The 14,288-nt window shown below is 70.7% G+C and carries 8 protein-coding genes; 1 reads left to right on the top strand and 7 read right to left on the bottom strand.

Annotation, left to right across the window (positions count from 1 at the left end):
• Positions 1–337 precede the first annotated feature (337 nt).
• Positions 338–3,241: a vitamin B12-dependent ribonucleotide reductase gene (locus tag ACZ4IF_RS12090; RefSeq protein WP_467561889.1), complete on the bottom strand. Its 2,904-nt coding sequence runs from the start codon at positions 3,239–3,241 to the stop codon at positions 338–340.
• Positions 3,242–3,391: 150 nt separating this feature from the next.
• The gene (nrdR, locus tag ACZ4IF_RS12085) at positions 3,392–3,946 is read right to left on the bottom strand and encodes a transcriptional regulator NrdR (protein ID WP_467561887.1); all 555 of its coding nucleotides are present in this window, start codon (positions 3,944–3,946) and stop codon (positions 3,392–3,394) included.
• 519 nt (positions 3,947–4,465) lie between these two features.
• On the opposite strand from nrdR, the gene lexA reads away from it, so the two are divergent.
• Positions 4,466–5,242, top strand: a complete 777-nt coding sequence (lexA, locus tag ACZ4IF_RS12080; protein ID WP_095937079.1) for a transcriptional repressor LexA — start codon at positions 4,466–4,468, stop codon at positions 5,240–5,242.
• A gap of 202 nt (positions 5,243–5,444) precedes the next feature.
• Here the strand turns inward: lexA and ACZ4IF_RS12075 are convergent, their stop codons facing one another.
• The 5 genes from ACZ4IF_RS12075 to ACZ4IF_RS12055 all read right to left on the bottom strand — a co-directional run bounded on the left by ACZ4IF_RS12075 (position 5,445) and on the right by ACZ4IF_RS12055 (position 13,565).
• Entirely contained in the window at positions 5,445–5,891 is a 447-nt protein-coding gene (locus ACZ4IF_RS12075; protein WP_359492887.1) for a DUF1772 domain-containing protein, read from the bottom strand.
• Between the two features lie 425 nt (positions 5,892–6,316).
• Positions 6,317–8,293, bottom strand: coding sequence for an ATP-dependent DNA helicase (locus ACZ4IF_RS12070; protein ID WP_467561884.1), 1,977 nt, complete (start codon positions 8,291–8,293; stop codon positions 6,317–6,319).
• Between the two features lie 88 nt (positions 8,294–8,381).
• Positions 8,382–10,403 carry an IucA/IucC family protein gene (locus tag ACZ4IF_RS12065; protein WP_467561882.1) on the bottom strand — a complete coding sequence of 674 codons (2,022 nt, stop codon included), beginning with the start codon at positions 10,401–10,403 and terminating at the stop codon, positions 8,382–8,384.
• Between the two features lie 57 nt (positions 10,404–10,460).
• Positions 10,461–11,354, bottom strand: a complete 894-nt coding sequence (locus tag ACZ4IF_RS12060; protein ID WP_467561880.1) for a GNAT family N-acetyltransferase — start codon at positions 11,352–11,354, stop codon at positions 10,461–10,463.
• A gap of 39 nt (positions 11,355–11,393) precedes the next feature.
• Positions 11,394–13,565 (bottom strand): IucA/IucC family protein, encoded by a 2,172-nt coding sequence (locus tag ACZ4IF_RS12055; protein WP_467561878.1) that lies wholly within the window; start codon positions 13,563–13,565, stop codon positions 11,394–11,396.
• Positions 13,566–14,288: the final 723 nt, after the last annotated feature.

The following is a 14,288-nucleotide window of genomic DNA, read 5'->3' as shown; positions in this document are numbered from 1 at the left end:
CGTCGCGCTCCTACGGGCCGGGATTTCCCGAAGTGCGCCCGCTGGGGCAGTGAGAATCCTGAAGGGCGTCACGGCTGCGGGCCGCGCCGCCCTTCAGGAGCCGTCTCGCTCATCGGCGGACGGAGGACTCGATTCTCTTGATCATGGGCCGGAGCATGTCACTACGGCCGGAGCCGCGACAAGCCTGTTGCCCGGCCGCCGCACGAGGCGCCACGGCCTGCTGCACGGCCGCCGCACCAGGCCGCGCGGCCGGGCGTCACAAACGCCGAGGGCGGTGGAGCCGAGAACCGGCTCCACCGCCCTGCACAGGCAATTCACGCCTCAGAGGCGCCCAGGATCAGCTGCAGCCGCTGGTCGAGCCGCAGCCCTCGCAGATGTAGCAGGATCCGGCCCGCTGCATCTTCGTGCCGCAGGAGAAGCACAGGGGGGCGTCCGCCTGGATGCCCAGCTGCATCTCGACCAGTTCGGCACTGGTGTGCGCCTGCTTCGGGGCGGGCTTGGCCGCCTCGACCTCGGCCTTGGGGGTGGCGACGGCCTTCAGCTCCTGCGCGCGCGGCGCGGACTGGGCCAGCCCCTCCACGTCGACCTCGACATCGTCGATGGTCGGCTCGTAGGAGCCCGTCTCCAGGTGGCGCTGGCGCTCCTCGGCGGAGTGGATGCCGAGCGCGGAGCGCGTCTCGAAGGGCAGGAAGTCGAGCGCCAGGCGGCGGAAGATGTAGTCGACGATCGACTGCGCCATCCGCACGTCCGGGTCGTCCGTCATGCCGGCCGGCTCGAAGCGCATGTTCGTGAACTTCGAGACGTACGTCTCCAGGGGCACGCCGTACTGGAGACCCACGGAGACCGCGATCGAGAAGGCGTCCATCATGCCCGCGAGGGTGGAGCCCTGCTTCGACATCTTCAGGAAGACCTCGCCGAGACCGTCGTCCGGGTAGGAGTTGGCGGTCATGTAGCCCTCGGCGCCGCCCACCGTGAAGGAGGTGGTGATGCCGGGACGGCCCTTGGGGAGGCGCTTGCGGACCGGGCGGTACTCGACGACCTTCTCGACGGCCTCGCGGATCGTCGCCTCGGTCTTCGCGGTCACCTCGGCCTTCTCGTCCTCCTTCTTCTTGGCGGAGAGCGGCTGGCCGACCTTGCAGTTGTCGCGGTAGATCGCGAGCGCCTTGACGCCCATCTTCCAGGCCTCGAAGTAGACCTCCTCGACGTCCTCGACCGTCGCCGTCTCCGGCAGGTTGACGGTCTTGGAGAGGGCGCCGGAGATCCACGGCTGGATCGCGGCCATCATGCGGACGTGGCCCATCGCGGAGATGGAGCGCTCACCCATGGCGCAGTCGAACACCTCGTAGTGCTCGAGCTTGAGGCCGGGAGCGTCGATCACATTGCCGTGCTCGGCGATGTGGGCGACGACCGCCTCGATCTGCTCCTCCTGGTAGCCCAGGCGACGCAGGGCCTGCGGCACGGTGCCGTTGACGATCTGCATCGAGCCGCCGCCGACCAGCTTCTTGAACTTGACCAGAGCGAGGTCGGGCTCGAGGCCGGTGGTGTCGCAGGACATCGCGAGACCGATGGTGCCGGTCGGGGCGATGACGGACGCCTGCGCGTTACGGAAACCGTTCTTCTCGCCGAGGCGGACGACGTCCTGCCAGGCCTCCGTGGCGGCGGCCCAGATCGGGCTGTCGAGGTCGTCCATACGGACGGCCGCGGTGTTGGCGTCGGCGTGCTGCTTCATGACGCGCTGGTGCGGGGTCGCGTTCTTGGCGTAACCCTCGTAGGGGCCGACGACCGCGGCGAGCTCGGCGGAGCGCTTGTACGACGTACCCGTCATCAGCGACGTGATGGCACCGGCGAGGGCACGGCCGCCGTCGGAGTCGTAGGCGTGGCCGGTCGCCATCAGCAGGGCGCCGAGGTTGGCGTAGCCGATGCCGAGCTGACGGAAGGCGCGGGTGTTCTCGCCGATCTTCTGGGTCGGGAAGTCCGCGAAGCAGATCGAGATGTCCATCGCGGTGATGACCAGCTCGACGACCTTCGAGAAGCGCTCGACGTCGAAGGACTGGTTGCCCTTGCCGTCGTCCTTCAGGAACTTCATGAGGTTCAGCGAGGCGAGGTTGCAGGACGTGTTGTCCAGGTGCATGTACTCGCTGCACGGGTTCGAGCCGTTGATACGGCCGGACTCCGGGCACGTGTGCCAGTGGTTGATCGTGTCGTCGTACTGGATGCCCGGGTCGGCGCACGCCCAGGCGGCCTCGGCCATCTTGCGGAAGAGCGCCTTGGCGTCGACCTCCTCGATGACCTCGCCGGTCATGCGGGACGTCAGCCCGAACTTGCCGCCCGACTCGACGGCCTTCATGAACGTGTCGTTCACGCGGACCGAGTTGTTGGCGTTCTGGTACTGGACGGACGTGATGTCGTCGCCGCCCAGGTCCATGTCGAAGCCCGCGTCACGCAGGGCGCGGATCTTCTCCTCCTCCTTGACCTTGGTCTCGATGAAGTCCTCGATGTCGGGGTGGTCGACGTCGAGGATGACCATCTTGGCCGCGCGGCGCGTGGCGCCACCCGACTTGATCGTTCCTGCGGAGGCGTCGGCACCGCGCATGAAGGAGACGGGACCCGAGGCGTTGCCGCCCGAGGAGAGCAGTTCCTTGGAGGAGCGGATGCGGGAGAGGTTCAGGCCGGCGCCGGAGCCGCCCTTGAAGATCATGCCCTCTTCCTTGTACCAGTCGAGGATCGACTCCATGGAGTCGTCGACGGACAGGATGAAGCAGGCGGAGACCTGCTGGGGCTGGGGCGTGCCGACGTTGAACCAGACAGGGCTGTTGAAGCTGAAGATCTGGTGCAGGAGGGCGTACGCCAGCTCGTGCTCGAAGATCTCGGCGTCAGCGGGCGAGGCGAAGTACTTGTAGTCCTCACCGGCCTTCCGGTAGGTCTTCACGATGCGGTCGATGAGCTGCCTGAGGCTCACCTCGCGCTGCGGGGTGCCGACGGCACCGCGGAAGTACTTGCTGGTGACGATGTTGACCGCGTTCACCGACCAGAAGCCGGGGAACTCGACGCCACGCTGCTCGAAGTTGACCGAGCCGTCGCGCCAATTGGTCATGACGACGTCACGACGCTCCCACTCCACCTCGTCGTACGGGTGCACCCCGGGGGTGGTGTGGACGCGCTCGATACGCAGTCCCTTGCTGCCCTTGGCCCCGCCCTTGGCGCGGGAACCTCGTGCCGGACCGCTCGCCGTCTCTGTCATGCCGCCTCCCTGTATCGGGCTAAAACGCCCTGAAGTGCCTCGTTCTTCCCGTGGCACGGTGTGTGTCTGGTGCTGCGCGCGCCGCTGTGCGGCCGCCCGCAACGGGTCTGTGGTCGCCGCCGACGGGGCCGATCCGTGTCGGCCCGTCCGTCAGTCGGCGGCGGTGGCGGGCACGGGGACCTGGACGGCCCCTCCGGACCCGCGGTCGTCTTCCGGGCGCTCCGCGTCCGTGTCTTCGTCGTCCACGGCGGGGCGCTGCCTCGTGCCTTCCCTGAGTTCCGCGATGGCGGCCTCGAAGTCCTCGAGCGAGTCGAACGCCCGGTAGACGGACGCGAACCGCAGATAGGCGACGAGGTCGAGCTCCTGCAACGGGCCGAGTATCGCCAGCCCCACGTCGTGCGTGGTCAGCTCGGCGCTCCCGGTGGCGCGCACCGCCTCCTCGACCCGCTGGCCGAGCTGGGCGAGTGCGTCCTCGGTGACGGGCCGGCCCTGGCAGGCCTTGCGCACGCCGTTGATGACCTTGGTACGGCTGAAGGGTTCGGTCACGCCGGAGCGCTTGACCACCATCAGCGAGCACGTCTCCACGGTCGTGAAACGACGGGAGCAGTCGGGACACTGGCGGCGCCTGCGGATCGACGTGCCGTCATCGGTCGTACGGCTGTCGACGACGCGGCTGTCGGGGTGCCTGCAGAAGGGGCAGTGCATGGCTCCAACCCTCCTTCACAGCACGACTCATAGACCTCGGGAGACCTCACGGGCCCCTCGAAGCAGCCCCAAGCATAGGCGATTCCCGTGGGCCCGAAGACCCGGGGGACCACAACTTCTGGGCCGCTGCCGCAATCCAACCACTAGATGTGGGACTCGGTCCTCAAATTCACACACGACGCGCGTGTCGCACACGTAATGGCATGTGCCGCATGGACATACCCATCACGGACACGCGGGGGATAGCGTGGGCGACGCACGGAAGGGGGGCCGGTCCCCGGCCGACCGGGTGCCGGATGGCAGACTGGTCGGCGCCCGCATCGGCTGTCGCAGCCTCCGCCCCCGGCGGTGAAGAGTACAGCAATGGGCCCTTTTGTCCGCCAGGCATCGTGCGAGCTATACACCCGGATTCATGATCACGTCAGCTACTTCACGGTTTTTCACTCGAACGTGTGTTTGGCGCAACCTTTCGAAAGCAACTACCGTTGTCCAGCAGGGAGACCATCGAGAGGGGCCGACGTGACCACGACCGCAGACAGTGCCACCATCACTGCCCAGGACCGCTCCCAGGGCCGATTCGAGCCGGTGCATGCGATGAACGAAGCCGCGAATCATGAGGGACCCAAGCGCTCCCTGCCGGGTCGACCTCCAGGCATCAGGGCGGACAGCTCCGGGCTCACGGACCGGCAGCGCCGGGTCATCGAGGTCATCAGGGACTCCGTGCAGCGGCGCGGCTACCCGCCGTCGATGCGGGAGATCGGCCAGGCGGTCGGCCTCTCCAGCACCTCCTCTGTCGCGCACCAGCTGATGGCACTGGAGCGGAAGGGCTTCCTGCGCCGCGACCCGCACCGCCCGCGCGCCTACGAGGTCCGCGGCTCCGACCAGGCGTCGGTGCAGCCCACGGACACGGCAGGCAAGCCGGCCGCGTCGTACGTCCCGCTCGTCGGCCGCATCGCCGCCGGTGGCCCCATCCTCGCCGAGGAGTCGGTCGAGGACGTCTTCCCCCTCCCCCGACAGCTGGTCGGCGACGGCGAACTGTTCGTCCTCAAGGTCGTCGGCGACTCGATGATCGAGGCCGCCATCTGCGACGGCGACTGGGTCACCGTCCGCCGCCAGCCCGTGGCCGAGAACGGCGACATCGTGGCCGCCATGCTCGACGGCGAAGCCACGGTCAAGCGCTTCAAGCGCGAGGACGGACACGTCTGGCTCCTCCCCCACAACTCCGCGTACCAGCCGATCCCCGGAGACGAGGCGACCATCCTCGGCAAGGTCGTGGCCGTCCTGCGCCGCGTGTAACACCCTGCGAGGGGCGAGACGGTCCGCCCCACCCATGACCGGGCCCCGGAACCAACTGCGCCGGTTCCGGGGCCCTGCGCGTTCACCGCCTCCGCGGCCGGGACGCGCTCCTCGCCTGCGCCGCCGCGGGTCCAGTTGATGCTTTCGCCGCGCGCGAGGCCTTCGGCGCGTTCACCGTCCCCCGTGGTCGGCCGTCGACTCGTCACGCGAGGCCGACGACCAGCAGGACGAACGCCGCGACGATCACAGCGACCCGCACATAGTGGAACCGGTCCCAGCGGCCGACCTGCTGCTTCCAGTCCGCCGGGACGCTCTCCCTGGTCCACTCGGCGACGCGGGAGTTGATCGGGACCAGCAGAGCGATGGACATCAGGACGCTCAGCACGAGCAGCGCGGTAGCCGTGACCACGAGACCCGCCTCCGCGTCACCCCACGCCGAGGCCGCCCAGACGGCACCCAGCACGACCGACCCGATGTACCAGAACGGCATGACCTTGCCAAGCACCCGGGCGCCGTCGCTGCGGGCCGCGAGACCGCCGTCGTTCGGCAGCCGGTCGAGGATCGGATTGACGAAGGCCGCCACCGCGAACTCCACGCCCACCATCAGGCCGACGACCACCACGGTGACGATGGCCAGTATGTGCTGCATATCCACTCCCGAAGTTCTCCGCGATTTTTTCTAGCGCTGCTAGGTGACGAGGCAATGCTATTCATAGCGTCGCTTGAATGTCTAGCATTGCTAGCAGAATGGTGTACGAGGGCACCGAGAGGTGGAACTCCGGCGGGCCGGGTGCGCGTGGGGGACGGGGCGGCAAGACGCGACAACGCCCCTGGCCGACGACGGGTGGGGACTGCGGGTGAAGTGGGCGACCTTCGGCCGGGCGAAGGCGGTGCGGGTGCCCACCGGCCGGCCGTAGGGGCGCAGGCGGCCGGGCGGCCACCGGTCGAGGGAAGGCGTTCAGACGGCCACCGGTCGGCCGGAGGGACGTGCACGGCAACCCGGCGGCAAGAGACGCGCGGACGGCCCTGGGCCGGTGCGTGGGCCGCCGCCGTGTTCGGCGACCCGCCCCCGTGTTACGCCTCTTGCGCCTTCCGGGCCGCCTCGTCGATCGCGGCGAGCGACCTGCGGACCTGATTGCGATCCGTCGTGTACCAGAAGTCCGGCAGCGACGCCTTCAGATAGCTGCCGTAGCGCGCCGTGGCCAGGCGCTGGTCCAGTACGGCAACGACGCCACGGTCCCCCGACGCCCGTACGAGACGGCCCGCGCCCTGGGCCATGAGGAGCGCGGCATGTGTGGCGGCGACCGCCATGAAGCCATTGCCGCCGGCGTCCTCGACGGCCTTCTGGCGGGCGCTCATCAGCGGATCGTCGGGGCGTGGGAAGGGGATCTTGTCCATGACGACCAGCTGGCAGCTGGGTCCCGGGACGTCGACGCCCTGCCACAGGGACAGCGTGCCGAACAGACAGGTCTTGGGGTCGGCCGCGAAGTTCTTGATCAGCTCGCCGAGCGTCTCCTCACCCTGCAACAGGATGGGGTACTCCGGGATGCGCGACCGCAGTTCCTCGGCCGCGAGCTGGGCCGCCCGCATCGAGGAGAACAGCCCGAGCGTACGACCGCCGGCGGACTGGATCAGCTCGGTGAGCTCGTCCAGCATGTCCCCGCGGTCGCCGTCCCGCGCGGGGCGTGACAGGTGCTTGGCGACATAGAGGATGCCCTGCTTCGGGTAGTCGAACGGCGAACCGACGTCGACGCCCTTCCACTGCGGGAGGTCGTCGCCCTCCGTGCCCTCGGGGGCGAGTCCCAGCGAGGCCCCGACGCCATTGAAGTCGCCGCCGAGCTTCAGCGTCGCCGAGGTCAGCACGACGGAGCGGTCGGCGAACAGCTTCTCCCTGAGCAGCCCGGACACACTCATGGGAGCCACCCGGAGCGAGGCACCGAAGCGGTCGTGGCGCTCGTACCAGACCACGTCCCACTCGGAGCCGTTGGTGATGCGCTCCGCGACGTCGTGCACGCTCTCCACGGACGCGAGGGCCTGCTTGCGCACGGCGTCCTCGTCCTGGACGGACTTGTCACGGGTGCCGCCGATCGCCGAGATCACCGTACGCGCGGCGTCGCGCAGTGCCATCAGGGCGTACCCGAGGTCCTCCGGGATCTCCTCCAGGCGTCCCGGCAGCGCCAGCTCCATGAGGCGCTCGAAGCCCTCGGCGGCGGTCTGGAGCTGGTCCGCGGCCTTTTCGTTGACGAGTTTGGCGGCGCGGCGGACCGCGCGGTTGACCTGGCCCGGGGTGAGCTCCCCCGTGGCGACGCCGGTGACCCGGGACACCAGTTCATGGGCCTCGTCGACGATCAGCACCTCGTGCTGCGGGAGCACCGGCGCGCCTTCGATGGCGTCGATCGCGAGCAGCGCGTGATTGGTGACGACGACCTCGGCGAGCTTGGCCCGCTCGCGCGCCATCTCGGCGAAGCACTCCGCTCCGTACGCGCACTTGCTCGCGCCCAGGCACTCGCGGGACGACACGGACACCTGGGCCCAGGCGCGGTCGGACACGCCGGGCGTGAGGTCGTCGCGGTCGCCCGTCTCCGTCTCGTCCGACCAGTCCCGCAGCCGGAGCAGGTCCTGACCCAGCTTGCTGGTGGGCGCGGCCGCCTCGAACTGGTCGAAGAGGCCCTCCTCCTCGTCCTGCGGCACTCCCTCGTGCAGGCGGTGCAGGCACAGATAGTTCGACCGGCCCTTGAGCATGGCGAACTCCGGCCGGCGACGCAGCAGCGGGTGCAGCGCGTCCACGGTGCGCGGCAGGTCCCGCTCCACGAGCTGCCGCTGGAGCGCCAGGGTGGCGGTCGCCACGACGACCCGCTCCCCGTGCGCGAGGGCCGGGACCAGATAGCCGAGGGACTTTCCGGTGCCGGTGCCCGCCTGGACCAGCAGATGGGAGCTGTCGTCGATGGCATCGGCGACTGCTTCGGCCATGGTCACCTGGCCGGGGCGCTCCGTGCCGCCGACGGCGGTGACGGCGGCATGGAGGAGTTCGGGGAGTGAGGGCTTCGTCATAGCGCTGCCACCCTACGGGGCTCCACTGACAATCGGGCGATCACGGCGACCGCGACGGATGTGATCGGGACGGGTACGAGATGTGTGATCAAGGCTGGTGCAGGGGGTTCGGGACGGTGCCGTGGACGGCGGCGTGCGGGCGGTCGGGGCGGTCACGGTAGCCGTCCAGGTGCAGCCGGTTGCGGTTGAGGCAGAGGCGCTCGATACGGGGCGTGAGCAGGTCGAACATCTCGTAGCGGTCCTTCAGCTCCGGGAACCGCGTCTGATGGCGGACGATCTCCGCGCGCACGAGGGACCAGAACTCGTCCTCCGGGACGCCCAGTTGTTCCTCGCACAGTGGCGCGAGGAAGCGGAACACTCCCACGAAGAGCCCGGAGTGGATGAACTGGATCAAGAACTCGGGCGGCTCGGAGAGCAGCACCCGTCGTACTTCGTCGGGCATGGACGCGTGCTCGGGAAGCGGCTCGGCGCTCACGTTGACGTCGTCCACGAAGTCCTTCACGGCGAGCCGGACCGGTACGTCGTGGTCGTCGAAGACGACGATCGCGTTCTCTCCGTGTGGGCTGAACACAGTGCCGTACCGGTAGAGGAAGTGCAGCAGCGGCGGCAGCAGTGCGCCGAAGAGGCGGCGCAGCCAGGCTTTCGGCGCGAGCCCCGAGCGCCCGACGAGCTGTGCGGTGAAGGCGCGGCCCCGCGGATCGGTGTGCAGCAGCGCGGCCAGTGTGCGGGCGCGTTCGCCCGGGGCGAGCCGACGGGACAACGGCTCGCGCCAGATCGCCCCGAGCAGTTCCTTGTACTGGTAGGGCACCTCCGGGAGGCCGTCGTAGACCGGATGCCCGACGGTCACGGAGGCGACCTCGCCGAGGAGGATCACCCCGCAGGTGTCCCGCAGGAACGAGTCGGTGTCACGCAGGCTGTGCATCCAGGAGGTGACAGCCGGGGCCGCGAGCGTCCGTACCGTCGGCAGGCCCCGCCACACCAGGGTGTTGAGGACGGACAACGGCAGCTTCAGGGTGTGCCGGTCCGGGCGCGAGACGTTGAGGAACGTACGGATCGACTGCTGCGGCAGGCGCAGGTCGCCGTCCGAGTGCAGGGGCACGATCCGGTCCGCGGCGACGTCGGACGTGAACAGGGGCAGCACGACGTCGTCCCACTGCCAGGGGTGCACGGGCAGGTAGAGGTACGACTCCGGGGCCAGCCCGCGCGCGCGGAGGACGCCGTCGAAGGACTCCCTGACCGTGGGGGCGAGCTCGCGCGCGTAGAGCTGCTCCGCGGTGTCGAGGCCCGGAACGCCCCGGTAGGCGGCCAGCGAGCTGTGCACGGCGATCCAGGGCAGGGCCGTCGCCTTCCGGGCCTCCGGTGCCCAGTCGCCCGCGTCTCGTGCGGAGAAGCCGAGCCGGCCCTTGTTCAGCACGAGCCACGGGTGCCCGGTCTGGTGGCCCTCCAGTTCGGCGTACCCCAGCTCGGCCAGCTCGGCCGCGGTGAGGGCGTCGTGGTCGAGGCGAGCGTCGGCGGCGAGGGTGGTGCTCATCTCGCGGACGGCGTGGCCGAGCGTCGCCCCGTCGAGTCGCAGCGCGCCGCGGGCACGGGTGAGGAACCGGAGCGGGTCGGTGAAGGGCCGTGGTTCCCCGTCCCGCTCCGTGAGAGTGAGCGAGCCGGGGTCCACCCGCCAACTGTCGTACGCGGTACGGCGGGCGCGGAAGGACAGGATGTCCCGGTCGTCGAGCGGGAGGAAGTAGCGGGAGAGGGGGGTACGCGGGCCTTCGGTCGCGACCGGGTGTCCGTCCCTCGGCCCCGCCTCGTGCCCATGGGACTCCGGTACGTCGCCGCGCTCCCGCTCTCGCCCGGCGCCGGGCTCCAGCCCGTCCCCTGGCCCATGGTCGAACTCTGACCCGTGGCCGAGCTCGGCCGCGGGCGCGGCCTCCGGCTCCGGCTCCGGCTCCGGCTCCGGCTCCGGCTCCGGCTCGATGATCCCCTCGTACGCGAACTCACCGATCATCTTGGCGAGCAGGCGGCGGCCGGCCTGCTCCCATCGGTCGTCGCGCAGCTCAGGCGGGTCGTACAGGGAGGGCGTCGCTGCGGAGGCCGGGTTTGCGGAGAAATTCGGCACGGGGACTCCTCGACAGGGAACCGGAACGGGACGAGCGGTGTACCAAGAGTGACGGCGCTACAACAGATCGCGCAGGGCCCGGTCTCGGACCATGAGGGCTGCCCGCTTGTCGGGCAGGTCGACCTCGGCGGAGAAGCGGAAGCCGGCGCTCAGGAAGGCGGAGACGGAGGGGGTGTTGCGAAGGTCGGGTTCCGCGACGACACGCGCACATGAGGGGCGGCAGTCGAGCGTGTGGTCGGCCACGGCTCTGAGCAAGGCGGAGCCGAGCCCTCGCCCACGGTGGGCGACGCCACCGATGAGGAGGTGAATTCCGGTGTCGTGCGGTCGGGCGGGGTAGTGGCGGGCCAGGGGATCGAGATCCGCGCGGTAGATCTCCCAGTAGCTCATCGGGGTGCCGTCCAGCAGTCCGAGGCAGGGCACGCTGCGCCCGTCGCCGTCGAGTTGGAGGCGCAGATGTTCTTCGGTGACGGCCCCGGGCCCGGCGAGCTTCCAGAATTCGGCCACGACCGGGTCGTTCATCCAGCGGGTGATCAGGGTCAGGTCGCGTTCGACTCGGACGGGGACGAGCTGGAAGACGCCCACGGGGGTGCTGGTCGGCCCCCAGCCGCCCACACGATCGAGCAGGTCGTCGTCCGCCGACGCGACGTAGGTGCTCTCCGTCGCGCCGACCTGCGGGATGCCTGCGCCACCGCCCCGGCCCTCTACGGCTCCGTCCACGGCCCCCGGGACGGACCCGCCCCGTCCGTCGGCCGTCTCCGCGAAGTACGCGAGGAGCTCTTCGGGGAGGCGCAGGTCGAGGGTGTCCTCGACGTCCGCGCTCACGCAGGGGCCCAGGTCGGAGTCCGAGGGCGGACTCGTGTCGGTGCCGGATTCGTAGCCGGATGCGTCGGCGCGTCCCGGGACGGGTGCCGGTGCGGTGTCGGCGTCGGTGCTCGCGTCGGTGGGAGGCACGGCGACGCTCCTCTCAGGAGACGGGGTGGGGCATGTTCCTCAGGAATGAAGGGGGTTGGAGATGGTGACGTACACGGACTGGGTGTCGACGGGCCCGACGAGCTCGTCGAGGCCGTGCAGTCGGGTCAGCAGGTTGGCCTTGCAGCGCAGGACCGGTGATTCGAGCAGCCGGGCGGGAAGGGGGGTGCGCAGACGGGCGGGTCCGGTGGCCACGTCGGCGAGGAATCGGCGGAAGGCGGCGAGCAACAACCCCTCGTCGGCGAGGTGCTGGGACCCGAACGCTCCGATGAGACCGAACACGTTGTTGATGCCGAGGTAGTAGGCGAAGCGTTCGTCGGTGACCTCGTCGGAGACGAAGGTGTCGCTGTGGGTGCCGATGCCGGGCAGCCTCGCGTCGAGCTCCGCGCGCCGGGACTCGCGGAAGTAGTAGCCCTGGTTGTCGCGGTAACGGCCGCCCCGCGGCCAGCCTTCGGGGTCGAGGAGGAGCAGCGTGTTCTGCTGGTGCGCCTCCAGGGCGATGCCCGCCTCGCTGTCCAGCCAGAGCACGGGGCGTACGACGTGGTGCAGATAGCGCAGGAACCACTCGGTGGCGACGGCGCCGCGGGGACGACCGGTGCGCCCGGCGAGCCCGGTGATGATCTCGGTGAGCCTGGACCGCATCGGGGGCCGGTCAGCGAGCGCCCTGCCGCTGCCGGGCAGGCCGGCCGGCCGGGGTGACACCAGCCCGGCGATGCAGCCGGCGTCGTCCGTAGGGCTGAAGGGGTTGTGGCGGATCACGACGTCGAGCCCCGGCAACGGGCTGCCGTCCGGGCTGTCGACGGCGAGCCAGGCCGGGTCCCGCACGATGTCGAAGCCGGGGTGTGCGGCCTGCCACTGCTCGGACAGACCGCCGCGCAGCAGGCGGTGGACCTCCACTCCGCGGTGGAGCTCCTTGCGGAGGTTCTCACGGCGGGAGTTGGTGATGCGCAGGCCCAGGGACAGCTTGAGCATGGCCGGGGCGTCGGAACGGTGGACGGTGCGGACCGAGGAGGTGGGGTGCCACGGGGCGCCCTGCGCGCCGAGGTCCTTGAGCAGGCCGGCGTCCATCAGTTCGGCGGTCTCGCGCCGGTGCCGGACCTCGCGCATCTGCCAGGGGTGCAGAGGCAGGGCGGCGGTGTACCCGGCGGGCAGCGGGAGTTCCGCGCCCGCCAGCCGCAGGGTGAGCTGCTCCGCGGAGACGGGGCGGCCGCGCTCCGTCCATGCCGAGTCGGTTGCGAGCACGGAGGGGGCGATCGCCATCCAGTGCAGGGGGAAGGAGCCGCGCAGTTCGGGCGAGTAGAGCCGGGCCTCGGCCTCGGACAGCCCTTCGCGGCCCTTCGGGGTGGGGTGCAGCGGATGACCGAGCAGGAGCGCCTGCTCCGCGGCGAGGAAGAGGTGGGGCGCGTCCGTGGGCCGCTGTCTGCGGTCGCTGATGAAGGCGGCGGTGCGGTGCACGGAGTCGGCGACGCGGCCGACGAGGTCGGCTCCCGCGAGGCCGACGCCGTATTCCGCACGGGTACCGGGCCCGGGCTCCCCGGCTGCTCCGGTTGCGTCGGCTGCCCTGGTTCCCTCGGCTCGCCCAGCTGTTCCGGTTCCCTCGGCTCTCCCGGCTCCTCCGGCTCCTTCTCCTTCCGCTCCCCGGGCTGCTCCGGTTCCCTCGGCTCGCCCAGCTGTTCCGGTTCCCTCGGCTCTCCCGGCTCCTCCGGCTCCTTCTCCTTCCGCTCCCCGGGCTGCTCCGGTTCCGTCGACCGGCCCGGCTGCCGTGGCCGTTTCGCGGGTGATCAGGGCGGCCACGGTCATCGCGTCCGCGGGCGGTGCCCCCTCGGGGGCGTCGGCGAGACAGGGCAGGCCGAAGCGGTGCCAGCCCGTGGCCGACCAGTAGTGCACGGGGACCAGGAGGCTCGTGCCGCTGGCAGGGAGGGGGATGCGGAGCGTGCCGTCGTCCGGGGCGGCCAAGTCGTTCTCCCGCACCCAGCAGCGCAGCAGGTTCTCGACCGCCGCGGCCTGGGCAGCGGTCTGCGCGTCAGGGTGTTCCAGCAGATCGGCGGTGGCGCCACGCAGACGCTCGGACACCCTGACGCCCTCCTTCTGCCGGGGCACCGTTTCGGCTCCCGCCATCGGCGGGGTCTGTGTGCCGCGGACCGCGCGCTGGTTGCTGTCGGGGCGGCCGTCTGGTGCGGGGGTGGCGTTCACGGGAGTCCTTGTGGGGTCGTTCGGACTCGTGCGGCGACGAGTCGGTCGTTACGGGTAGGTGGGCCTTCGGCATTCCTGGTCGGTTCGGACGGGGCCGGCTCTTCCGGGACGGGCCGGTGGTCCGGGCTGGGCCGGCGGTCAGGCTCAGGCAGGCGCTCCGGTCGCCCTGGTCGTCCTGCACGGGCCGGTCGCCCTGCAGGGACCCGTCGCCGTGCACGGCGGGCCAGTCGTTCAGGCCGGGCTGGTCGCCCCGCTCGGGCTGGTCGTTCAGGCCGGGCGGGACGTTCAGGCCGGCCGGGTCGCTCCGCGCGCGCTGGTGATGGCCTCGGGCCGGCGCCCGGACGCGTGAGGGCACTCGGCCTTCGTGCTCGGCCCCCGAGCTCGGACGCCGGGCGCGGCCCCTGCCCCACTGCCGTCCCACCCCGCTTCGCCCGACGCACCGCGGACACCTCGCCGACCGACCGGAGCGCGTGCCCCAGCGCCGACTCGACCGAACCCCCGGCGACCGGCCGGGACGCGCACCCCACGCCGTGGCGGGACACGCACCCCACGGGCGGGCGGGCCGGGCGACCCAGGCAGGAGCGAAACGGGCGGACGGCGTCGAGGCAGGACGGGCGAACCGCGTCAGCGTGGGACGGGCTTCCCGGCCTGCTCTGCCGATTCGTCGGACGCTGCCGACTCGTCGGATTCTGCCGAGTCGGCAGGCTCTGCGACTTCGACCGG

Source organism: Streptomyces sp. NPDC025784, assembly GCF_055558435.1.
The sequence above is the reverse complement of the archived record's forward strand: the minus strand, read 5'-3'. Positions and strand labels throughout refer to the sequence as shown.